Genomic DNA, 22,145 nt, shown 5'->3' with positions numbered 1-22,145 from the left:
CCGTCCGAGGCCTAGTCCGGCTGCTGGGCGAGGCCTTCGATGAACAGCATGCGGCGACCGCTGAGGTCGGACCGTGTCGCGCGGGCCTGCTCGTACTCCGGAGAGGCGTACCAGGTCTTCGCCTGCTCCAGACTGGGGAACTCGATGACCGTCATGCGGTTGCCGTCCGGCCAGTCCCCTTCGAGGGCGTCCGGCAGGGCGCCGCGCACGAGATAACGGCCGCCGTACAGGGCGATGGAAGCCTGGGCCAGCTCTCGGTACCTCCGCACCTCCGGGGTGTCCAGGTGCTTCGCTTCGGCTATCACATATGCAGTCACGCGGTCATGATGGCACACCAACTCGCGCTGCCCGTGGCCGAGTTACCGGTCTTCTGTCGGGGTGGGGCAGGTAGGGATCGAGTGGTCAGCCGGCCGCGGACGGCCCGCAGGGTCTGAGACCGCGTCGTATGACCGCACGGGTCTGCGGCTAGGGATGCGGGCATGTGCCTACCCGCACAAGAGGGACACCGCGGTCCAGATCAGGTAGGGGCAGTCCTCCGGCTCAGCCGTGAGCGCCGGCGGTCTGTTCTTCGAGTTCGGTGATCCGTGCCTTGACAGAAGGGTCTTCGGCCAGACGAGGAGGGAGCTTGGTAGCCGAGTCGAGCAGAGCGTCGTCCACCGCTGCCGCTGACAGGTCCGTCGCTCCGCGCAGGTCCGCTCCGCGCAGATCCGCTCCTCGCAGGTTCGTATCGCGCAGATGCGCGCCACGCAGGTCCGCACTGGGCAGGTTCGCGCCGTGCAGGTTCGCACCGGCCAGGTCCGCGTCGCGCAGGTTCACGCCGGGTAGGCTCGTGCAGCCGAGGCCGCAGCCGAGGTCCGCGTCAGACAGTTTCGCGCCGTGCAGATCCACGGCGTAGAGGCCCGCGCCGCGCAGGTCCGCACCGGTCAGGTCCGTATCAGCCAGATCCACGCCGTGCAGCTCCGTGTTGCGGAGATCCGCGTCGTCCAGGTGCGCATGGGAGAGGTCACCCCCTTGCATCACCACGTCGCGTAGGTCTGCTGCGCGTAGGTTCGCGCCGGTCAGTCTCGTGGAGATCAGGCCCGCGCCGCGCAGTGTTCCGGCGCCCAGGTCGGCCTGCGACAGGTCGGCGCCCGACAGATCGGCATCGGTCAGGTTCACGGTTCTTCTGCCGTTCTGCGGGTCAACGCCGACCAGGTTGGTGCGCCTCAAGTCGAGGAAGAAAGAGCCGTCGTGGTCGGTGTCGCGGTGGACGAGGACGGTCAGGGCCGCCTGCACGTCGGCCGGTACGTCTTCGTCTTCCCCGAGCGGGTCACTGGCGTGGGTGCGCACATAGGCGGCCAAGACGTTGGCGATAGTGGGGTGGTCGCGGGGGGAGTCCTCCATGATGCGCTGGAGGGCGTAGACGCCGCCGAGGCGAACGTCCATGGCGTCGTTCCCCGCAGCTTCCACAGCTTTGGTGTAACGGTCGGTGATCTGTCCTTCCCGGGTGAGACGCACCTCCTCGCTGCTGATCTTCAACTGGTCGCGGACTTGGTTGTTGGAATACCAGATACCGGCAGCCGCGATGAGCGAGGAGAGAAGGACGCCGACCACCACCGCACTCAGTTCGATGCGGCGGGCCCAATCCAGCCCCTGCCCTTCCGGCCCGGCTGACGCTCGCCCGGGTACGGTCGGGAGGACTGCCACCGCCGGTGCCCGGCGCCGTCGTACGGCCGGCCGGCGGCGGGCGGCGGAAGAGGCGGGCCGCCCTCGCGACGCCCGTTCGGCGGCTCGGCGGAGTTGCTGGCTGCGTCGGTGAGACATGGAAGTCATTCGACCGCTGTCACTGCGGTCCTCGCAGTGGTTCGGCGCCTGTCAGCGAGATCGTCACATCGTTCGAGACCAGCAGCAGTGCGGTGGTTCCGAAGCGGTACGAGCTCCACCGACTTCCTCAGCGTGCATGCGGCCTCGTGCTCAGCACGGCGCGGACTGCCGTACGCCCGCGGGCGTCAGTGCGCACTCCACGAGGGCATCGGCACCGCTCTGCTCATTCCGCCGGCCTACACCCTTCAGCACACGACAACCTCTGGCTGACGGCCGGCCTGATCGTCCTCGGCGCCCGCGTGCTGTGGTGATCGGTCCGGAACGCGTCGAGCGGATCACGTCGAGGATGCCGGCCGGTCCGGCAGCACAGGCAGCGCACCATCGTCTGGTCGGCCGAACCGGTGGCCGCGTCGCGCGTCGCGCGTCGCTCGCTCCGACCGCACGACCGTACGACCGCACAAGTACGTCGGCGCACAGCGGGAAACCCAGGTGGCCATCGGCAGGTGCGCGACGGCGCGAAGCTGCCCCCGGCCCATCGCCCGCTTACGATATGTGACGAGATCAACAGATATGACTGAACTCGGAATTTCGTGGCAGGTTCTGCGGAGAAGTCATTTGAAGCGAGCATAGGCTCCATTTGGAGTTATATGTCCGGGGAAAGGGAGCCAGCCACGTCCTCCAGCGACAACGGGCCCGTGCCCGATTCCGCAGCGATCAAGCGTCACCGCGCCCTCTTCCGTGCCGTCCGGCGTCGGCGCAACCCCCGGTTGCGCCGGTCGGACATCACGGTGACGGACGAGCGGGCGGTCAAGCGAGCGGTGAAGGCGGCTTCGCTCGGCAACGCCATGGAGTGGTTCGACTTCGGTATCTACGCATACCTGGCCGGCACCATCGGCCGGGTCTTCTTCCCGTCCGGGAGTGACACCGCGCAGCTGCTGTCGTCCTTCGCCACGTTCGCCGTCGCCTTCCTGGTGCGTCCGATCGGCGGCATGGTCTTCGGGCCGATGGGCGACAAGGTCGGCCGCAAGAAGGTGCTCGCGCTGACGATGATCCTGATGGCGATCGGCACGTTCGCGATCGGGCTGCTGCCGACGTACGCCGCGGTCGGTTTCTGGGCACCGCTGCTGCTGATCCTGTTCCGGCTGCTCCAGGGCTTCTCCACCGGCGGCGAGTACGGCGGTGCCTCCACGTTCATCGCGGAGTACGCGCCGGACAAGCGGCGCGGTTTCTTCGGCAGCTTCCTGGAGCTGGGGACGCTCGCCGGGTACACCGGCGCGGCGGGCCTGGTGACCGCGCTCACCGCCTGGCTGGGCACGGACACCATGGACGCCTGGGGCTGGCGCATCCCGTTCCTGGTCGCCGGCCCGCTCGGCATCGTCGGGCTGTACCTGCGGATGAGGCTGGACGACACCCCGGCCTACCTGAAGCTGGAGGAGGGCAACGTACACGTCTCGGAGGCGGCGGACTCGGTGGAGACCACCGCCCGGGGCGACCTCGCCAAGATTTTCCGGACCCACTGGCGGACGCTGGTGCTGTGCGTCGCCCTGGTCGGCGCGTACAACATCACCGACTACATGCTGCTGTCGTACATGCCGACGTACCTCTCGGACGAGCTGCACTACTCCGAGACCCACGGGCTGCTGATCCTGGTGGTCACCATGGTGGTGCTGATGCTGATCATCAACCAGGTGGGCCGGCTGTCCGACCGGTACGGCCGCAAGCCCCTCCTGATGACCGGCATGGTGGGCTTCCTCGTGCTCTCCGCGCCGGCGTTCCTGCTGGTGCAGCAGGGCAGTCTGGCCGCCGTCGCGGGCGGCATGCTGATGCTCGGCCTGTCACTGGTGTGCCTGCTGGGAACGATGTCGGCGGCGCTGCCCGCGATGTTCCCCACCTCGGTCCGCTACGGCTCCCTCTCGGTCGGCTACAACCTGGCGACCTCCCTGTTCGGCGGTACCACACCACTGGTCATCACCGCGCTCATCGGCGCGACCGGCTCGGAGATGATGCCCGCCTACTACTCGATGGCCGCCGCCCTGGTCGGCATCGTCGCGGTGGCCTGCATGAGGGAGACGGCGCGGCAGCCGCTGGAGGGCTCGCCGCCCTCGGTGCAGAGCGAGGCGGAGGCGGCGGCCATGGTGGAGGCGCAGGCCCCGGCGCCGAGGTTCTGACGCCGGGGGAGCGAAGGGGACGGGACCAGACGCTCGACCGGTGAGCAGGGCGCCGCCCCTTCGGCGCCAGGTGTTGCGGATGCTGTCCGGTGGTGCGCCGCGTGACCGCATTCGGTGTTGCCGGACGGGTGCAACGGGGGGAGAGGGCCGGCGTCGACCGCCCGCGCAGGCGCTTGTCCGCCTCCGGCTTCCCGTCCGCCTCCACCAGTGAGCGCGTACGGCGACGCCGCTGGTGGTGGTGTGTGGTGGTGTGTTGCGTCCTGTGTCCGGCGCCCTCGTGTGCATCCGTGCAACGCGCGGACGTGGCGCCGGGACAGGAAGCGCGGGTCTGGATTGCGCCGCGTCGGTCTGCCGCTGCCGCAACCGCTGCCGACTGATCTTCGGGCGGATGCTGGCTATCGTGGCCCGCCATGACTGCTACCACTGCTGATTACGCATGGTTCGGCGACTACCGTCGGGGATCGCTGTACGAGATGTACTGCATGACGTTGGTCCAGGGGTTGGCGCCGGCCGAGTTCCTGGCGCGGCTCGGTGCGGACCCGCAGGGGGAGTTCGCCGGGTTCGATGCCTTCGCCGAGCGCGATGTGGAGTTGCAGGACAGTCAGGAGCCGGGCTGCTACGGGGACTGCATGTCTGTCGGTGCGACGTCCGTTCCCGGCCATGGTGGTCCGTGGACGCTGGCCGTGGAGTTCGACGGGTCGATCGGTACCGACGATCGTCTGATGACAGTGGTGTCCGCGGGCACCAGGATCGTCTCCCACTTCCGCAACATCAATGCGCTGCGCCTGTTCCGCTGGTGGGAGGACGGCGTGCTGCGCACGGCGTTCGAAAGCCCTCTGCATCGCTCCGGCAGTACTCCCGACGAGCTCACCGAGGTGATGGCCCGGGTGGGATTCGATCTGGTCGACGGCGGGTCGGACGTGGCGATGAGTCTCGCTCTCGCCGAGGAGCTCACCGGGGTTCGCGTGACCGCCGACGTGCTCGACAACGCCCTCTACACCACCGGCATCGTCGAGCTGCCCAGCGAGGAGTGGACCGGCGTCGTCATCGACATCACCGATGCCCATGGTGAGCGCTTCTACAGAGAGTTCACCAGGGAGCAGATCGAGCAGGGCATGGAGCAGCGCCGTACCCCGCGTGCGTAGGAGTGCGGGCAGCGGTCCTGCCGCCGTAGGCGTCGGCCTTGCCCACGCCTGCCCCGAGCAGGGGCGAGGGCCGGTAGGCCGGTCTTCACCGCGGTGGTTCTCCCGGTTCCCGTCGGGCGGCCGCGGTGAGCTGGTCGGCGAGGTCCTTGAGGGCTCGCCGCAGTTCGTCGGGGTGGTGGATGGTGAAGGGCCATTCCAGGGAAGCGAGGAGGCGCGCCATGCCGTCCAGCCGTTCCGCCTGTGCGTGCAGGAGGACGCCGGTGGGGTGGTCGGTGAGGGTCACCGCTGAGTGAGGCAGTCGGCGGGCGATCGCGTCGAGGGGACCGTGGACGGTCACCTCGACCTGCCACCGGTACGACCCCTGGGCCAGGGTCGAGGTCAGGTGGGTGACGGGGTCGAAGCCGTCGGGGGCGGTGAACCGGTGGGGCCGGGGAGTGACGGAGGTGATGCGGTCGATGCGGAAGGTCCGCAGGCTGTCGCGGAGGTGGTCATGGCCGACGACGTACCAGCGGCCGGTGTGGAAGACCACGCCGTAGGGGTCGATGTCGCGTTCGGTGTGCTCCTGGCGCCAGGACTCGTGGCTGATGCCGACGGTCGTGCGTGCGCGGGAGGCCTGGCCCAGGGCCAGAAGAACGTCCGTTCCGGGTGCCTGTCCTGTCACGGCGTTGGCGGTGAAGGACAGGGTCTCCCGCATGGCGGCCAGTGGTTCGCGCAGGGCGTGCGGGAGCACCCGCTCGATCTTGGCCAGGGCACCGGCGCCGGCCGGTGCGGCCGTGCCCATGCCCAGACGTTCCGCTGCGAGCAGGCCGAGGACGACGGCGAGAGCCTCGTCGTTGGCGAGGACCAAGGGTGGCATCCGGTATCCCCGTGCCAGTCGGTAGCCGCCGTGACGTCCGCGTTCGGCCTCCACGGGGATGCCCAGTTCCCGCAGGTGGGCGGTGTACCGGCGCACCGTACGGACATCGGTGTCCAGGCGGCCGGCCAGCTCTGTCCCGGTGAGCCGGGGGTTCGACTGGAGGAGTTCCAGGAGGGTCAGCACACGGGTCAGAGGATGCGACATAGATCACTCCGCTTGACAGTGCGTAACAGGGCGGAATCTGTCCTGTATTGATTCTACGCTCCCCACAGCACCTCACTTCCGGACTCCAGGGAGATCACATGGCCACCTTCGTACTCGTTCCCGGCGCCTGGCTCGGGGCGTGGGCCTGGGAAGACACGGTCCACGTCCTGCGCGAGCGCGGCCACACGGCGCTGCCCCTGACGTTGACGGGCCTGGCCGAGCGGGCCGACCAGGGCGGACCACAGACCGACCTGGACACGCACATCGCGGATGTCACCGGATTCGTCGAACGGAACGATCTGCGCGACGTCACACTGGTCGCCCACAGCTATGCGGCTGCTCCGGTGACCGGGGCAGCCGGACGTCTCGGTGACCGGGTGGCGCGCGTGGTCTACGTGGACAGCGCCCCGTTCGCCGTGGACATGTGCGTGCTGGACCTGATGCCACCGCAGGAAGCCGACCAGTTGCGTCACCAGGTATCCGCTTCCGGTGACGGATGGCGGCTGGCGATGCCGCCCTTCGAGGTCCTGGGTCTGGACAGCAGCCTTGACGGGCTCGACGAGGACCGGCGGGACGTTCTGCGCACGCGGGCCACCCCTCACCCGTTCGGCACCTACACCCAGCGTCTCGCCGGCCCGGCCGAACCCGGTCCCGATGTGGACCGTGTGCTGATCGCCTGCCATGACTTCACGGGCCTGCTGGATGCCGGGGTGCCGATGCTGGCCTTCCTGAACCAGCCGCCGTGGCGACGCTTCGACCTGCCGACGGGACACTGGCCGATGCTGTCGGCGCCCACCGAACTCGCCGACACCCTGGCCACGGCCGTCTCCTGACCGAGGGAAGCATCGTCCGTATCGGCCCGGCCCGGCCCGTCCACCGGCGTCGACGGTCTCCTCCAGAGCGTCACCGGCATCCTCCACCTTCAGCCCGGGCTGCCGGACCTCGGAGGCGTCCAGATACCGTCCGGGCTGCTTCGAAGGCCCACTCGAACCGGGCGAGCGCATCAGCGACAGCGTCGGGCCACATGCGCTGGTCCCCGGCACGACGGATCGCCGCACAGGTCCGTGCGGAAACGCCACGGACCCGCAGGACCGGGCACTGCCGTCGCGGCCGCCGTCCCTCTGCGCGGACGGCCCTGGGACGCCTATGCAGCCAGTGGATCCTTGAGACGCTGCGCGCTATGTGGTGAAGGCGTTGACATGATGTGCGTCGGCGGTCCCGGGCCGGGGCGGCAGGGCGCGGACCGACCAGGACGTGACCCGGCGACCGCACTGGTCCGCAGGGTGGCGGAGGAGGGGCCGGCAGGGCGCCGACGGTCCCGGAATCCCGCCCGGCGCCGCGATCAGTGGCCCTCGCCGGTGTCCCTGTCCGGCCGGACCTTGACGTGGTCCTGTTCCAGCTCCAGCAGCGCCCGGTCGCGCAGGCCGAGAGCGGCCGTGTAGGCGGCGGGCAGCTGCAGCCGTCCGGCCCGGTCCAGTGTCACGAACTCGCGTGCCGTCACCGACTCCCGGCCGTCCTCGCCGATCTCGGTGCGGCGCACCACCTCCGAGGAGGTACGGCCGTCGCGGATCGCGACCGTGCGCTCGACCTCGGCCGCGACGGCCTGGTCATGGGTGACGATCATGATGGTCGCCCCCAGTTCCTCGTTGGCCCTGCGGAACGCCGCGAACACCTGCTCACCGGTGGCCGCGTCCAGTTCGCCGGTCGGTTCGTCGGCGAGCAGGAGGGACGGGGAGTTGGCGAGCGCCACGGCGATCGCCACCCGCTGCTGCTGGCCGCCCGACATCTGCCGCGGCAGGCGGTCGTGGCACTCGGCGGCGTCCAGCATCGCCAGCAGTTCCCCGGCGCGTTCCGCCTGCCGGCGCCCGGCGAAGCGGCTGCCGCCGCGCAACTGCATCGGCAGGGCGACGTTCTGCGCGGCGGTCAGGAAGGGCAGCAGATTGCGGGCCGTCTGCTGCCGGACGAAGCCGACCACGTCGCGGCGGTGGCGGAGCCGGTCCCTGGCGCTCATCGTGAGCAGGTCGTGGCCGCCGACCCGCGCCGTGCCGGCGGACGGGACGTCGAGGCCGGCGAGGATGTTCATCAGTGTCGACTTGCCGCTTCCGGAGGCGCCCACCAGGGCCATCAGCTCTCCCTCGCGTACGAGCAGGTCCAGGCCCTGCAGTGCCTGCACCTCCACCCCGTCCTCGCTGAAGATCCGCACCAGCCGGTCGCAGACGACCAGGGCGTCGACCCCGTGGGCCGGGGTGTCGCGGTGCGCCATCGCGCGCCGTTCGAGGTCGGCGAGTGTCGGGTCGGTCGCGAGTGCGGGGTCGGTCATGGTGCGTCTCCTGCCCTGAGTTCGGTGATCGATCCGGCCCGCGCCACCCACCAGGCCTGCGCGGCGGCCACCGCCGCGGTCAGCGCCACCACGCCGGCGGCGGGCACCAGCAGCGACCACGGGTCGGTGCGCAGCGAGGCTTCGACCTGAGGTACGGGGCCGGAGCCGGCGGCGGCGAACGCCAGAGGGGTCAGGTCCAGCCCGGGACCGAGCAGCCATACGGTCGCCCAGCCCGCGAGGACTCCTCCCACCGCTGCCGGCAGGGTCTGCGGCAGGGTTTCCAGGAGCAGCAGCCGGCGCCCCTGCCGACGGGTGAGGCCCATGGTGCGCAGCCGGGCCAGCAGGGCGGTGCGTTCCGGGGCGGTCGTGAGGAAGGACATGAGCAGCGCCAGTGCGGCGAAGCCCGAGCTCGCGAGGACGGCCGCGCCGAAGAGCAGCTCGGCGCCCGACTGGAGGGGCGGGTCGGCGTACGCGGCGCGTTCCTCGCTGCGCAGACGCACCTCGACCTGGCCGCCCCCGGTGCGCGCGGCCTTCCGCAGCGCCTCCGGGTCCGCGTCCGGGCCAGAGACCAGCAGGGTGTTGGTGGCCCGGCGGGGCAGTGCGGAGGCGTCGACCAGCAGGAACTCCGAGGCCGAGGTGGGTAGCACGGGTGTGCGGGTGAGCACCTCGGTGACCCGGACGGTGAAGGTCCCGGCCGGCGAGGCTGTCCGGCGCGGTGCGCGGCCGAGCGCCGCGGCGACGCCCGGCGAGGCGACCGCGTCCACGACGGCGCCGTCGTCGTCCCGTTCCCCGCCGGCCCGGGGGATCCGGACCGGGAAGCCGCCGAGTCCCTGTTCGTGCAGGAACCGTGCGTAGGACGGGGGGTCGACGGCGATCAGGGCCGGGGAGAGGCGGTCTCCGGCCGACGACTCGGCGGACAGGTCGATCGAGTCGATCATGACGGGGGCGACGGCACGGACGCCGGGAACGTCGCGCACCGCCCGCTCGACGCCGTCCGGGAGGACCGTGGTCCCGCCCGCACCGGACACCCGCGTGTCCGCTCCCGTCGCTGTCAGCGCCGCCCGGTCGCGTGCGTCGGCGACACCGGTCAGCACGGCTCCCCCGAACGACGCCGTGGTCAGGGCCACCAGCAGCACGAGCACGGACAGCGGGCCGGCCGGGGAACCCCGCCCGGCCCGGGCGAGCGAGAGGAACCCGACCGCGCCCCGCAGCCGTGCGGACCACCGGACGAGCGGGCGCAGGGGCAGCGGATACAGCCGTGCCAGGACCAGCGCGGCGACCAGGGCGGCCAGCACGGGCGCGGCGCCGGCCAGGAGATCACCGTCACCGGTCGTGCCGCGCAGCCGCAGAGCCGTGACCGAGGCGACGGCCGGCACGAGAAGGGTCAGCTCGGCGACCGTACGGCGTCTGCCAGGCCGCGTGCGGATCAGGTCCGCACGCTCGTGCTCGGCGCGGACACCGCGGTGGGCGACGATCGCGCGGACGGGCAGGGCGGCGCAGGCGAACACCGTGACCGCCGCGGCGGCCGCGATCGCCGGTGCCAGGGCCGCTTCGCCCACCAGCAGCACCGCGGCCGTCAGACCCGCCGCGTCGGCCGGCAGCGCGACGGCGGCGGACTCGGCGAGCAGCCGGCCCGCGATGCCGCCGAGTGACCCGCCGCGGGCCCGCAGCAGGGCGAGTTCCGCGCCGCGCCGCGCGGCCGTCAGCCCCGCGGTCATGGCGAGGGTCACCGCCGCGACGACGGCGGTGCCGGTGGCGGCCACCGTCAACACGGGGGTGACGGCGGCGTCCTGGGACCGGTGCGCGGAGAGTATGGAGTCCATCTCGGTGGTCAGGACGGCGTCCTGACCGGCCACGTCCCTGAGGCGGAGCAGCCCCGGGCCGCTCTCGAGCGAGGCGATCCGGTCCGCGAACGCCGGCAGCCGCCGCGCGGTGAGCGCCTCGGGATCGGGCGCGAGCCGCCAGTAGGGCTCCGGTTCGCCGCGGGTGCCCAGCAGGGCGGGCGCCGCGGCGGGAGGCACCAGGAGGCCCGCCTGCCAGTAGGAGAGGGGCGGACGCGAGGGCGTGAAGGCGATGCTGGGGGTGCGCAGCAGCTGTTCGGCGGACCAGTAGGCGCCCTCGGGCGCGCGCGGTTCGACGATGCCGGTGACGCGCAGCGCGAGAGTCCGGCCCTCCGTCGCGCCGTCGACATGCACGACGGAACCGACGCCCAGTCGCAGCTTCCCGGCGGTCGCCGTCGTCACCGCCGCCTCGATCTGCCGCGTGCCCTCCGTCGTACCGGCCCGCGCGCGGGGCAGCCGGCCCTCGCGCACGGTGGCATGGGCGGCCAGGCCGGCCTGTGCGGCGACCGTGAACCGGGGCGGCACCCCTTCGGGCCGCGGCAGCCAGTGGTCCAGGCCGGTCAGGGGCTGGGCCGTGCGCACCCCGTACGAGGACTGCGCCCTGTCCACCCGCACGGGGGCGGGCACGGCCGCCAGGACGTCACGGTAGGTGTCCGCGACCGCCGACGGGCGCAGCGCGTTCTCACGGGCGGACGACGACGGTACGAGACCGGGCAGGGGGAGGCGCAGTTCCAGCACGCTGCGGGACGGCTCGGCGGCGGTGACCGCCTCCCGCAGACTCCGGGTCTCGTTGGCCTCGACGGCACGGGGGAAGGCGGCGGCGAGGAAGGAGGTGAGCAGGACGAGTGCCCCGAAGGCGAGCGAGGCGCCGGGAGCGGTGCGCAGGCGGGTCCGCGTCCAGGGAGCGACCGGTCGCGGACGGCCGGTGCGCCGGGGGCGTGGGCGGGTGTTCACGTCAGCTGTCTCCCTGGTGGCGCAGCAGCTCCGCGGTCCGGGTGCGGCGCGGGGCGAGGACGGCGACAGCCGTCAGGGGCAGCCAGGCGATCCCCGCGAGCAGCAGTGCCACCTGGTGCGGGGGCAGGGCGGCCAGCACGTCCGGGACGGGGCGGGTGCCACGTGCGGTGAGGACGGTCAGGGGGACGACGGCGCGGGTGAGTGCCGTGCCCAGGACCGTGCCGGCCACCAGGGCCACGGCGATCAGCACACTCTGCTCGACGGCCGTCTGCCGGGCGAGCGTGCTCCGGGAGGCGCCCAGGGCGTGCAGCACCGCGTGCTCGGCACGGCGTTCGCGCAGCGAGGCGAGCACACCGACCGCGAACCCGACCGCGGCGAGGACCGCGGCCGCCGCCACCGCGGCCGGCGGCGCCGCACGGGGCGCCGCGCCCAGCGGGTCGTCGAGCAGCGCGGTGGCGATCTCGTCGCGCACCAGTACGTCGGCCGGATCCGTGTCGGGCCGCTCACGCAGCGCCGCGGCGACCGGCCCGGCCTCTCCCGGGTCCGTGCTCAGCCACCATTCGGTGGGGGCGAGCGGAGCGTCGGCGCTTCTCGCCAACACCTCGTTGACGGCCCGGAGATCCAGCAGCAGGGCGCCGCCGTCGGTGGCCCGGGCGTCCGCCGCGGCATTGTCCGGGGTGGCATCGTCCGGGGCGGGACCGGTCCCGCCCCGGACGACGGCTCCGGCCTCGGCGCCGGTGGTCGGCAGCTGCCGGGCGGTGTCCACGATCCGCACCCGTACGTCCGTGCCGGCCACGGTGACGTCGAGGGTCTGTCCACGCCGTGCGCCCACCGCCCGCAGGAAGTCGTCCGTGGCTGTCCCGGCCACCTGGCCCGGCGGGGCGGGTCGCTGGGCCCACAGCCGCAGTGTCACCGTCTCCGCCGGCGGGTCCGGCGCGTCCGGGTCCACCGTGGAGGCGACGCGATGGGCGACGGACAGCGGCCGTTCCGCGGTGGCGGAGGGGCGCAGCGTCGCCGGTGCCCCGGTGGCGCCGTCCACGGCGGCCGTGGCGGTGCCCTGCCAGCGCAGCCCGTCGGGGACGCCGACCGCGCGGAGGGTGGCCGCGCCGTCGCTCCGGGCCCGTACCCGCTCGACGGCGAGGCGGAGATCCGGGTCCGAGCCGGGAGGCACCCGGCCGCTCAGCCGCAGACCGGTGACGGTCAGCGGCCCCCAGGGAGTGACGCGCCCGCCTCCGGCGGTCTCGTCGAGGCGTACGACGACGTCGTGGGACGCGGCGTCGTCGGCGAGCGTTCCCGCGGGCAGCCGGTGGGTCACTCCGTAGGCGTCCTCGACCTCCACGGTGAGGGCCGGCTCGAACTCCCGGGGCGCCGCGCCCGTACGCCCGTCCTCGAGACGTACGCGCAGGGTCAGGCTGCTGGTCCGCGTGGGCAGGACGAGGCCCGCGCGGACCCCGGCGCTCTTCGGACGGACGGCGGCCAGCAGCGCGTCGGCGTCCTTGCGGGCGAGGTCCTGACGCAGCATCAGCCGCTGGTCCGCCCGTGCGGTGTCGAGCGCCAGCACGGTCGCGGTGCGGCCGTCCGGCAGGGGCAGGGACGCGCGGTGGGCGGGGGCGGCGGCCCGGACCCCGGGCAGGGAGGCGTACCGGTCGGCGTCCCCGGGAGCGGCGGCACCGTAGGCCAGGACGCGTACGGAGGCGCCGGCGAGGAAGTCCGCCTGGTCACGCTGCGAACGGTCCCACGAGGAACTCTGCCCGACGGCCAGGACGCCCAGCGCGACCGCGAGGACCAGCAGCAGCGCGGGACCGGCCCCCTGACGCGGACGCCTGCCGAACTGCCACGCGGTGAGGGCCGCCGACAGCGAACGCCCGCGCGCCGCCCGGCGTTCGCCGAGCCGCGCGGCCACGGGGACGAGGCGCAGCACCAGGACCGTGCCCGCCAGCAGCGCCAGCGCGGGCGCGGCGGCCAGTACGGGGTCGATCCCCAGCCGCCCGTCCGCGTCCGTGCCGAGAACTCCGCCACCGGCGGTCGAGGCCTGACGGCTCAACTGCCAGTACGCCACCGCGGCGACGGCCAGCAGGCCGATGTCCGCCCCGGCCCGCAGGAAAGCGGGCAGCGCCTTCGACCGGCCGCGGCGGCCGGTGCCCACCCCCGGCACGATCGCCGCGGCGCAGCCCAGCGCGACCAGCCCGCAGACCAGCCAGAGGGCGGGCGTGACCGTCCCGTCGAGCCGCAGCCCGAGGCGGCCGAGTGCGGAGTGCTCCTCGAGCAGCCGGGCCAGCGGTCCGGCCAGCAGCGGGGCGCAGGCCGCGGCGGGAACCACCAGGACCAGTGCCTCGGCCCAGGCCAGGGCGGTGATCCGGCGTCGTGAACCACCGCGGGCACGCAGCAGGTCGGTCTGCGCGGCCCGCTCCGCGCCGAGGAGCCGGCCCACCAGCAGCAGCGCACCGGCCGCCACCAGGACCAACTGCACGGCGAAGACCAGCAGCGTCGAACGGGCCACCAGCAGTGACCTGGAGAACTGGTCGAGTACGGCCGGCAGCGCGGTCGTCACCTGCTGTCCGCCGCCCAGGGCCGGGTCCTCGCGCAGTCCGGCGAGACCCCGTGCCGCCGCGTCCCGCAGCGCGCCGAGCCGCTCGGTCGTCAGGGCGCGGTGGTCGGCGCGGGCGACCCAGCCGGTCGGGCCTGCCGACGTACGGCCCGAGGAGAGGACGGAAGGGTCCGCGAGCAGCGGGCCGTAGGTGGTGAAGGAGAGCGTACGGACACCGCGCCCCGCGAGCTGGTCCGCCAGCCAGTAGGGATCGGTGGTGTCCAAGGGGCGGTAGACGCCGGTGACACGGACGTCCAGCCGCTGCCCGTCCAGTCTGTCGACGAGGGTGAGACGGGCGCCGGTCCGCATGTCCAGCCGCTCGGCGGCGGCCTGGGGGACGGCGACCGGCACGGGACCCGGGCCGGCGCCGGAGAGGCCTGGGCCGGGCAGCTCACCGGAGACGAGACGGATCCGGGAGCGGTCGAGGGCCGCGAAGTGTGTGAGGTCCGGCTCCTCCGGCTGCGCGGACGGGGCCCGGGAGCCGGCCGGAAGCGCGTAGGACCCGGACTGCTCCAGCCTCCGCACCGTCACGGGCAGTCCGTCGAAGGTGTCTTCGGCGCCCCGGAGGACGGCCTGCCGGGCGGCCTCCTCCCCGCCCGGGGGAACCTTCGCGCTGATCACGAGCGAGGCGGACGCGGCGGCGCGACCGCCGAGTGTCTGTCTGAGCGCGGCGTCGCCCACGGCGCCGGAGAACAGGGCGAGAGTGGCGAGCACGGTCGTGGTCAGCAGGACGACGAGGAAGGCGGCGCCCACGAGCACCCAGTGCGCCCTGAGCCGCAGTAATAAGAAAAGTGTCACCCGTGCCTCGTTCGTCTCACACAACAAGTGGCCCCCACAACCACTCGCGGAAGCTACATCGCCCGATCCGAACGAAGAATCGACCCGGGGGAAACGTCACGAGATCGTGACGGGGTCCGTCGGACCCGCCGCCGAAGCCGCATATGCCGACGTCCGAGGCCTGTGCGGTCGGCATGTCGTGGACGGCCACCGGCACGGCGCGGGTGTCGTACGATCCGGCTGCCGTGCTTCTGGCCACCGGCACCACAGGTCCGCCGACAGCACTCACCGACCGCCGCGACACCGCTCCACCACGGGGGGTCCCATGACACAGAGCACCACGCCCGGCAGCACTGGCGGTCCGGCCGCCGCGGACGCGCACACCGGCCCACCCATGGTCCGGGTCGAGAACCTGCACCGTTCCCACGGCACGGGCGCGTCGCAGGTCCGGGTGCTGCGGGGCGTGTCCTTCGACGTCCCGCGCGGCGAACTGGTCGCCGTCAAGGGACGCTCCGGCTCCGGCAAGACGACCCTGCTCAACCTCGTCGGCGGCCTCGACACCCCCGACGAGGGACGGGTCGTCGTCGACGGCACCGACCTGTCCGCACTGGACGAGGACGGACTGCTGGAACTGCGCCGGGACCGGATCGGCTTCGTCTTCCAGTCCTTCGGCCTCATCCCGATCCTCACCGCCGCGGAGAACGTCGGGGTGCCGCTGCGGCTGCGCAGGACCGGCGCACGCGAGCGCGAGGAACGTGTCGCGCTCCTGCTCTCCCTGGTCGGCCTGGGCGAACACGCCGCACAGCGCCCGGGTGAGCTGTCCGGCGGGCAGCGCCAGCGCGTGGCCATCGCCAGGGCCCTCGCCAACCGGCCCGCACTCGTCATCGCGGACGAGCCGACCGGCCAGCTGGACGCCGAGACCGGCCTGGCGATGATGGAACTCCTGCGCGCGGTGGTGCGCAGCGAGGGGGTCACGGTCCTGGTGGCCACCCACGACCCCCAGCTCCTGGGGCTCGCCGACCGGGTTCTCGAACTGAGCGACGGCACGGTGCTGCAGCAGGATGCGAACGTGCCCGCTCCGTCGGAAGGCCCGGGTCCGGGTTCGGGTTCGGGTTCGCACGAGGCGGCCCGACGGCCTCTTCGGCCGGACCGCGGCTGAAAGCCTTCGTGGTAACTTCGGTGTCGCCGTGCGCTGTTGTGAACCGAGGAGGTGAGACCGATCAACGCTGTGACAGGTCGGGCCTCCCTCCCCCGCATGGCCCGGGGAGTGCCCGCAGAAGGCATCCCGAAAGGCTCGAGACGCTATGCGCTTCTCCTCCGGGACATCGTCCGACGGTGTCCGCGAACAGCTCTTCTCCCTCGATGAGATACCCGGCGTGCTGTGGACGCCGGACGGTGCCGCCGGTCCTCGTCCCCTGATCGTGATGGGACACGGCGGCGGTCAGCACAAGAAGGCTCCCGGCATCCTGGCCCGTGCGCGCCGCTTCGTTACCGAGTGCGGTTTCGCGGTGGTGGCGGTCGACGTGCCCGGCCACGGCGACCGGCCGAAGGACGAGGAGTACGACCGGATCGCGACCGAGAACCAGGCCCGTGTGCAGGCGGGGGAGGAGCTGGGTCCGCTGATCGCCGGTTTCCAGGCGCTCGTGGCCCGCCGGACCGTCCCGGAGTGGCGGTCGGTCCTGGACGCGGTGCAGGAACTCGAGCAGGTCGGCGCCGGTCCGGTCGGCTACTGGGGGGTCTCGCTGGGGTGTGGACTGGGCGTTCCGTTCGTCGCCGCCGAACCCCGGGTCCGCGCCGCGGTGCTGGGCCTGGGCGGGGCGCTCGCCTCGGCCGAGGACGCCGCGCGGATCACCGTCCCGGTGGAATTCCTGGTGCAGTGGGACGACGAGCGGGTGCCGCGTGACCAGGGCCTGGCGCTCTTCGACGCGCTGGCGTCGGCCGAGAAGACGCTGCACGCCAACCCCGGCAAACACGGGGAGATCCCGGCCTTCGAGCTGGACAGCACACTGAGGTTCTTCTCCCGGCACCTCGCCTGACACCGCCGTCGTCAGTCCGCGACACGCCGATCGGCATGCGCTCTCCGGTCGGCGCGTCCGGCGCACACGGTCGGTCGCCGGTGCCGGACAGCGTCCCGGACAGGCGCTCGGACACCGGTGCTCGTCGTCGCGGGCGGGCCGGACGGGCACGCCGGGAGCGAGCAGGTGGCCGAGGAGGCAGGTGGCCGAGGAGTCAGCGGTGCTCGACCGGTCGGCCGCGGGCAGCGGGCTCGACGCGCTCCTGGTGCCGGCCGCGCTGCTCGCCGCGGCGACGACCCGGGCACCGGCATCGTCCTGTCCGGCGGGCACGGGCTTCGTTCTGCCGGGCGGGCACGGGCATCGTCCTGTCCCGCGGCAGTGGCACCGTCTCGTCCTGGCCCGGTCGCTCCGGCGCGGTCACGCCGACCCGCTGATCCTCCACGAACCCGGCTCCGGGCTCGGCGCCGAGCCCGGAGCCGGGATCCCTCAGCGGCTGCGCGACCACACCGGGCCGGCCGCACCGGTCTGCCGGCCGACCACGAGTGAGCCGCCGAAGGACTCCTCCTCACCCCTCAGGGGCACAGGCGATGACACCGGGCCGGCTGCCGTCGGGCTGGGGCGGGTCCGCGCGCGGAAGGTGCGGCGGTAGGTGTCCGGGGGCACGCCGACGGTGCGGTTGAAGTGCCGGCGCAGCGTCGTGGCGGTGCCCATGCCGGTGGCCACCGCGATGGTGTCGATGCCGTCGTCGGTCTGCTCCAGCAACTCCTGGGCGTGCCGGATCCGCTGAGTGAGCAGCCATTGCAGCGGGGTGGTGCCGGTCGCGGCCTTGAAGTGGCGGCCGAGGTGGCGTGAGCTCATCCCTGCCTGACGGGCGAGGTCCTCCACGGTCAGTGGCTGGTCGAGCCGTTCGAGGACCCAGGGGAGCAGTGCGGCGAGGGGATGGTTGTCCGGGGCGGGGACCGGGGTGGTGACGAACTGCGCCTGACCGCCGTCCCGGTGGGGCGGGACGACCAGACGGCGGGCGACCGCGTTGGCGACGGACGAGCCGTGGTCGAGGCGGACGAGGTGCAGGCACAGGTCCATGGCGGCGGCCTTGCCGGCGGAGGTGAGCACGCTGCCGTTGTCCACGTACAGGACGTCCGGATCCACCTCCACCCGGGGATGGCGGGCGGCCAGGGCCCGGGTGTGGGCCCAGTGCGTGGTCGCGCGGAGCCCGTCCAGCAGGCCGGCGGCGGCCAGCACGAACGCGCCCGTGCACAGGGAGGCCACCCGTGCGCCTGCCTCGTGGGCCGTGCGCACCGCGTCGACCAGGTCGTCGGGGGGTTCCTCGTCGATGTCGGCCCAGCCCGGGACGATCACGGTGTCGGCGCGCGCGAGCCGGTCGAGGCCGTGGTCGGGTTCGAGCAGGAACCGGCCGGCCCGCACGGGGCCCGGCCCGCAGACGGCGAGGTCGTACCACGGGCCTGCTACGCCGGCGGGGGCGGAGCCGAAGACCTCACAGGCCAGGGCCAGTTCGAGGTGCAGCATTCCGTCGGTGACGGCCAGGGAGACAGTTTTCACGTCCGGAATTGTATGGGTCATGGCGTTCCGGACACTAGTGCAGGGCGTGCGCCCTCGACAGGATGTCCATGACAGATCGCAACAGATCATCGAGTGCAGGGGAGAAGTCATGGGATCGGGGCTTACGGTGGCGGTGTTCGGCGCGTACGGGCACACCGGGCGCTTCGTGGTGGACCAGCTGAGGGATCGCGGGTTCGTCCCGGTCCTCGCCGGGCGTGACGCCGACAAGCTGAAGGCGCTGGCGGCGTCCGAGGACGGACTGGACGCCCGCCTCGCGTCGGCCGACGACCCGGCCTCGCTCGACCGCGCGCTGGCCGGCGCGGCCGCCGTGATCAACTGTGCCGGCCCCTTCGCCACGACGGCCGCCCCCGTGATCGAGGCGGCCCTGCGGGCCGGGATCCCGTATGTGGACGTGGCGGCCGAGATCGAGGCCAATGTCGATACGTTCGCGCACTTCGCGGACCGCGCCCGTGCCGCGGGAGCGGTCATCGTCCCCGCGATGGCCTTCTACGGCGGTCTCGGCGACCTGCTGGCCACCGCCGCGATGGGTGACTGGACGACGGCCGACGAGGCGCACATCGCGTACGGGCTGAGCAACTGGCACCCCACCGCCGGCACGCGGGCCGCGGGCGCGGTCTCCCGGCAGCGACGGGACGGCCGGGCGGTCCGCTACACCAACGGGCGGCTGGAGTACCACCACGACGAGCTGCCCACCCTGGAGTGGCCCTTCCCCGACCCGATGGGCCCCCGGCCGGTCATCGGGGAGTTCACGATGGCCGACGTCGTCACCGTCCCCAGTCACCTGCGCATCCCGGAGGTGCGCACGTACATGTCGGTCGAAGCGGCCAGGGACGTGTCGGCCCCCGACACCCCGGCGCCGGCCCCGGCCGACGAGCGCGGACGGTCCGCGCAGACCTTCCTCGTCGATGCCGTGGTGCGCTCCGGCGGCAGTGAACGGCGCGCTGTGGCGAGCGGACGGGACATCTACGCCGTCACCGCGCCGCTCGTGGTGGAAGCGGTCGACCGTATCCTCACCGGACGGACCAGGACCGTCGGCGTCGCCTCCGCCGGCGAGATCTTCGACGCCCCCGACTTTCTCCGCTCGCTGTCCCCGCACATCACCTTCGAGCTGCGCCCGTAGCCAGAGGGCCACTCGCGGCGCATGCTCCAGGCCCGGTTCTCGCACAGGCTTCAGGCCCGGTTCTCGCCCAGGCTTCAGGCTCGGCCCAGGCCTGGCCCTGGCCCGGTCCGGAGCTTCGCACCGGTGGTGGCCGTCATGACCACGCGCCGCGCGACAGTCGGCCTGCCTGTCCTGTCAAGGGGGTGAGCTGCACCCCGGATACGGGGGTCGGTCGTCATGATCTCGCGACGGGATCCTGGCAGGGTTGCCGATGAGCCACAGACCGGTCCGCGCACGCCGGACCACCATCAGGGGGAGATCCATGCATCGTCGACGCCTCGCCGCAGCAGTCCTGCTCGCCGCAACTCTCACCGGGGTCTGCGCCCCCGTCGCGGCAGCTCGTCAGACCGACCCCGTCCAGCGGCAGTTGGACCTGCTCGTCGACCGCGACGGAGTGCCGGGGGCGCTCGCGTTCGACGGCAGAATGACGCGTACCGCCGGTGTCGCGGACCTGGAGTCGGGCCGTCCGATGGTCGACGAGCAGGGCAGGTTCCGGCTGGCCAGCTACACCAAGGCGTTCACCGCGACAGCCGTGATGCGCCTGGTGGCGGACGGGCGGATACGGCTGGACGACCGCGCCGGCAGCTACGTCCCGCAACTCGCGGAACACACCGTCACCGTACGCCAGTTGCTCAAGCAGAAGAGCGGACTGCCCGAGTACACCGCGCTGGTCGACTGGAACGGGCAGCCCGGCACGTCCGAGGACTATCTGGCCCTCGCGCTCGGGAAGAAGCCCCTCTTCGAGCCGGGCACCGGCTGGGACTACTCCAACACCAACTACCTGGTGCTCGGCATGGTGATCGACAAGGCCTCGGGGACTGACTTCCGCACCTACATCGAGCACACGATCCTGCGCCCACTGCACCTGGACGACACCTACTGGCCCGCGCCCGGCGAGCTGTCCCTGCGGGGACCGCACGCCCGCAACTACGGTGTCAACCCGGCCCGACCGGAAGCCGGCCAGGTGGATGTGACCGAGCTGCCCGGGTACGAGTTCGGCGCGTCCGGAGGGCTGGTCTCCACACCCGAGGACCTCAACGCGTTCTGGAACGGCCTGTTCGGCGGCCGCCTCCTGCCCGGCTGGGCGCTGCACCTGATGACCCGGGACACCACCGACGTCGGCGGCCGCGACACCTACCCGGCGGGCAGCCGCTACGGATACGGCGTCGCCTCGATCCCGCTCAGCTGCGGCGGCGTCTACTGGGGCCATGGCGGGGACCTGCCCGGCGACTCGGTGGGCGGCGGCCGGGCCACGGCCGGCCGCGGTACCGTCACCGTCTACACCACTACCTGGGCGGCCGAGGGGGCGAGCCTGCGGCATCTCCAGGGGGCGGTGGACGCGGCCCTGTGCGCGAAGGGCCGCTGAGCGCTCCGCCGGAAGCCGGTTTCGCATGCCTGGCCCGGAACCGTCTGAGGCATCGCGGAACGTGCGACGTGCGACGTGCGACGTACATCGTGCGAAGTGCGACGCGCGCGGGTCGGCGCCCTGCGGAAGGCGGCGCGGCCGGGAGTACGGGCTTGAAGTGCGACCTTGTACGCCAGCCTGCTCGGCCCGTTCCCCGGACACGCGGACCGGCCACGCCGAATCCAGCGCGGCCGCTCGGCCCGTCGACTGTGCCGGATCGGCTCCGTCAGCCCGCGGCCTGCCCGCCGCTGAACACCGCCCGGATGAGCCTGTCCAGCGCCTTCGGGAACTCCTGCGCCGGGTCGATCGCGCCGTCGCCCGTGGTCAGCCCGGCGGTCAGGGTCTTGCTGCCGTCGGGCGTGCTGATCATCAGCGCCCCGTAGCCCCCCGGTGCGCCGCCGTTGTGGTGGACGCGGTGCCGCCGGAGTCCGTGCCCAAGTCCTGCACGAACAGCCCCAGGCCGTAACCGAGCTTCCCGTACGGCTTGCGCATCTCGGCCAGCAGCGGAGGCGGCAGGAGCTCGCCGCCCAGCAGCGCGGAGAAGAACGTGTGGAGATCCTGGGTGGTCGAGATCATGTCACCGGCGCCGACCAGGAGGGAGAGGTTCTGGCGGGAGCTCCTCCGGCCGGTAGGTGTGGAGCCGGTTGTCCACCCACTCCTTGCCCACCCACTCCTTGCCCGCCGCGGGGAGCCCCGGCACGAACGACCCGTCGGAGTCGAGCTCGCCGGTGTAGTTGTACAGCCCGCTGGTGTGCTGCAGCAGCATTCGTACCGTGATCCGCTCGTCGAGACCGAGCTGGGGCAGGTGGTCGGCCACCGGGGCGTCCAGCCCGATCATGTGGTCGGCCACCAGTTGCAGCACCAGGGTCGCGGTGAAGGTCTTGGTGGAACTGCCCACCCAGAACTGCCCGTTCGTCGGCGGCTCAGCGGCCTCGCCCAGCTTGCGCACCCCGGCGCTGCCGACCCACTCGCCCCGGTCGTCGTGCACACGCATCTGCACCCCGGCGAAACCGGAATCGACCGAACTCCTGGATGGCCTTCTGCAGTTCCGGGGATTCACTCGTGGTCACTGGTCATTCCTCGTCTTCTCTGCGGGTCCTACAGGCTCTGGGCTCTACAGGCTCTGGGCTTTACAGGTTTTGGGCTTTACAGGCTGCGGGTTCTACAGGCTGCGGGCGGTGATGTCGCCGTGGGTGGTGGTCGCGCGGATGGTCAGGCCGGCGGCGTCGCCGTCGGTGTTGTTGAGCGAGTTGTGGATGCGGCCATAGCCGGTGCCGGCGTCGAGGGCGGCGGAGACTCCGTGGGCGGCGCCGATCGACACGTCGCCCAT

At 72.6% G+C, this 22,145-nt stretch carries 17 protein-coding genes and 1 pseudogene; 7 read left to right on the top strand and 11 right to left on the bottom strand.

Features of this window, described 5'->3' with window-relative positions; translation table 11 throughout:
* Nucleotides 1-11: 11 nt before the first annotated feature.
* A complete protein-coding gene (locus IE242_RS07080; protein ID WP_189856541.1) occupies nt 12-317 on the bottom strand; it encodes a DUF1330 domain-containing protein in 306 nt (101 codons plus the stop codon).
* Between the two features lie 223 nt (nt 318-540).
* Nucleotides 541-1,596 (bottom strand): pentapeptide repeat-containing protein, encoded by a 1,056-nt coding sequence (locus IE242_RS07075; RefSeq protein ID WP_229858375.1) that lies wholly within the window; start codon nt 1,594-1,596, stop codon nt 541-543.
* A gap of 854 nt (nt 1,597-2,450) precedes the next feature.
* On the opposite strand from IE242_RS07075, the gene IE242_RS07070 reads away from it, so the two are divergent.
* Together IE242_RS07070 and IE242_RS07065 are read left to right on the top strand one after the other, a co-directional pair.
* Nucleotides 2,451-3,971: an MFS transporter gene (locus tag IE242_RS07070; protein ID WP_189856537.1), complete on the top strand. Its 1,521-nt coding sequence runs from the start codon at nt 2,451-2,453 to the stop codon at nt 3,969-3,971.
* 410 nt (nt 3,972-4,381) lie between these two features.
* Nucleotides 4,382-5,116: a DUF6461 domain-containing protein gene (locus IE242_RS07065; RefSeq protein WP_229858371.1), complete on the top strand. Its 735-nt coding sequence runs from the start codon at nt 4,382-4,384 to the stop codon at nt 5,114-5,116.
* 85 nt (nt 5,117-5,201) lie between these two features.
* Here the strand turns inward: IE242_RS07065 and IE242_RS07060 are convergent, their stop codons facing one another.
* Nucleotides 5,202-6,176: a helix-turn-helix transcriptional regulator gene (locus tag IE242_RS07060; RefSeq protein ID WP_189856535.1), complete on the bottom strand. Its 975-nt coding sequence runs from the start codon at nt 6,174-6,176 to the stop codon at nt 5,202-5,204.
* A 98-nt stretch (nt 6,177-6,274) separates the two neighbouring features.
* On the opposite strand from IE242_RS07060, the gene IE242_RS07055 reads away from it, so the two are divergent.
* Nucleotides 6,275-7,009: an alpha/beta hydrolase gene (locus IE242_RS07055; RefSeq protein WP_189856533.1), complete on the top strand. Its 735-nt coding sequence runs from the start codon at nt 6,275-6,277 to the stop codon at nt 7,007-7,009.
* Nucleotides 7,010-7,518: 509 nt separating this feature from the next.
* Here IE242_RS07055 and IE242_RS07050 read toward each other — a convergent pair.
* The 3 genes from IE242_RS07050 to IE242_RS07040 are packed head-to-tail and all read right to left on the bottom strand — an operon-like array spanning nt 7,519 to nt 14,676.
* On the bottom strand, nt 7,519-8,496 hold the full coding sequence (locus IE242_RS07050) for an ABC transporter ATP-binding protein (protein WP_189856531.1): 978 nt from the start codon (nt 8,494-8,496) through the stop codon (nt 7,519-7,521).
* Nucleotides 8,493-11,291, bottom strand: a complete 2,799-nt coding sequence (locus IE242_RS07045; RefSeq protein WP_189856529.1) for an FtsX-like permease family protein — start codon at nt 11,289-11,291, stop codon at nt 8,493-8,495. Before IE242_RS07045 ends, IE242_RS07050 begins: the two co-directional genes overlap by 4 nt.
* Nucleotide 11,292: 1 nt before the next feature.
* Nucleotides 11,293-14,676, bottom strand: coding sequence for an ABC transporter permease (locus IE242_RS07040; protein WP_189856527.1), 3,384 nt, complete (start codon nt 14,674-14,676; stop codon nt 11,293-11,295).
* A 304-nt stretch (nt 14,677-14,980) separates the two neighbouring features.
* Here IE242_RS07040 and IE242_RS07035 point away from each other — a divergent pair, with 304 nt between their 5' ends.
* Nucleotides 14,981-15,814, top strand: coding sequence for an ABC transporter ATP-binding protein (locus IE242_RS07035; RefSeq protein ID WP_189856525.1), 834 nt, complete (start codon nt 14,981-14,983; stop codon nt 15,812-15,814).
* A 145-nt stretch (nt 15,815-15,959) separates the two neighbouring features.
* Nucleotides 15,960-16,691: a dienelactone hydrolase family protein gene (locus tag IE242_RS07030; protein WP_189856523.1), complete on the top strand. Its 732-nt coding sequence runs from the start codon at nt 15,960-15,962 to the stop codon at nt 16,689-16,691.
* Nucleotides 16,692-17,156: 465 nt separating this feature from the next.
* Here IE242_RS07030 and IE242_RS07025 read toward each other — a convergent pair whose 3' ends face one another.
* Nucleotides 17,157-18,230 carry a GlxA family transcriptional regulator gene (locus tag IE242_RS07025; RefSeq protein WP_189856521.1) on the bottom strand — a complete coding sequence of 358 codons (1,074 nt, stop codon included), beginning with the start codon at nt 18,228-18,230 and terminating at the stop codon, nt 17,157-17,159.
* 109 nt (nt 18,231-18,339) lie between these two features.
* On the opposite strand from IE242_RS07025, the gene IE242_RS07020 reads away from it, so the two are divergent.
* Nucleotides 18,340-19,371, top strand: coding sequence for a saccharopine dehydrogenase family protein (locus tag IE242_RS07020; RefSeq protein WP_189856520.1), 1,032 nt, complete (start codon nt 18,340-18,342; stop codon nt 19,369-19,371).
* A 301-nt stretch (nt 19,372-19,672) separates the two neighbouring features.
* The gene (locus IE242_RS07015; RefSeq protein ID WP_189856518.1) at nt 19,673-20,776 is read left to right on the top strand and encodes a serine hydrolase domain-containing protein; all 1,104 of its coding nucleotides are present in this window, start codon (nt 19,673-19,675) and stop codon (nt 20,774-20,776) included.
* A gap of 265 nt (nt 20,777-21,041) precedes the next feature.
* Here the strand turns inward: IE242_RS07015 and IE242_RS37405 are convergent, their stop codons facing one another.
* The 4 genes and pseudogenes from IE242_RS37405 to IE242_RS39530 all read right to left on the bottom strand — a co-directional run.
* Nucleotides 21,042-21,185: a hypothetical protein gene (locus tag IE242_RS37405; RefSeq protein ID WP_229858368.1), complete on the bottom strand. Its 144-nt coding sequence runs from the start codon at nt 21,183-21,185 to the stop codon at nt 21,042-21,044.
* The gene (locus IE242_RS37400) at nt 21,185-21,391 is read right to left on the bottom strand and encodes a hypothetical protein (protein WP_308436757.1); all 207 of its coding nucleotides are present in this window, start codon (nt 21,389-21,391) and stop codon (nt 21,185-21,187) included. The genes IE242_RS37405 and IE242_RS37400 overlap by 1 nt, the downstream gene beginning before the upstream one ends.
* Nucleotide 21,392: 1 nt before the next feature.
* Nucleotides 21,393-21,809 (bottom strand): serine hydrolase domain-containing protein, encoded by a 417-nt coding sequence (locus IE242_RS37395; protein WP_229858364.1) that lies wholly within the window; start codon nt 21,807-21,809, stop codon nt 21,393-21,395.
* A gap of 168 nt (nt 21,810-21,977) precedes the next feature.
* Nucleotides 21,978-22,145, bottom strand: a pseudogene (locus IE242_RS39530) (DUF4097 family beta strand repeat-containing protein); the annotation flags it as partial.

Origin of the sequence: Streptomyces poonensis (assembly GCF_014650915.1) — a bacterium.
In the GTDB taxonomy this organism is placed as follows: Bacteria; Actinomycetota; Actinomycetes; order Streptomycetales; family Streptomycetaceae; genus Streptomyces; species Streptomyces poonensis.
Note: the sequence above shows the minus strand (reverse complement) of the source record. Positions and strands in the feature narration are given on the sequence as shown.

Coding starts and splice junctions, on each gene's coding strand:
- IE242_RS07070 (WP_189856537.1), top strand. CDS start 2,451: ATGTCCGGGGAAAGGGAGCCAGCCACGTCCTCCAGCGACAACGGGCCC.
- IE242_RS07065 (WP_229858371.1), top strand. CDS start 4,382: ATGACTGCTACCACTGCTGATTACGCATGGTTCGGCGACTACCGTCGG.
- IE242_RS07060 (WP_189856535.1), bottom strand. CDS start 6,176: ATGTCGCATCCTCTGACCCGTGTGCTGACCCTCCTGGAACTCCTCCAG.
- IE242_RS07055 (WP_189856533.1), top strand. CDS start 6,275: ATGGCCACCTTCGTACTCGTTCCCGGCGCCTGGCTCGGGGCGTGGGCC.
- IE242_RS07050 (WP_189856531.1), bottom strand. CDS start 8,496: ATGACCGACCCCGCACTCGCGACCGACCCGACACTCGCCGACCTCGAA.
- IE242_RS07035 (WP_189856525.1), top strand. CDS start 14,981: ATGACACAGAGCACCACGCCCGGCAGCACTGGCGGTCCGGCCGCCGCG.
- IE242_RS07030 (WP_189856523.1), top strand. CDS start 15,960: ATGCGCTTCTCCTCCGGGACATCGTCCGACGGTGTCCGCGAACAGCTC.
- IE242_RS07020 (WP_189856520.1), top strand. CDS start 18,340: ATGGGATCGGGGCTTACGGTGGCGGTGTTCGGCGCGTACGGGCACACC.
- IE242_RS07015 (WP_189856518.1), top strand. CDS start 19,673: ATGCATCGTCGACGCCTCGCCGCAGCAGTCCTGCTCGCCGCAACTCTC.
- IE242_RS37405 (WP_229858368.1), bottom strand. CDS start 21,185: ATGATCAGCACGCCCGACGGCAGCAAGACCCTGACCGCCGGGCTGACC.
- IE242_RS37400 (WP_308436757.1), bottom strand. CDS start 21,391: ATGATCTCGACCACCCAGGATCTCCACACGTTCTTCTCCGCGCTGCTG.
- IE242_RS37395 (WP_229858364.1), bottom strand. CDS start 21,809: ATGCGTGTGCACGACGACCGGGGCGAGTGGGTCGGCAGCGCCGGGGTG.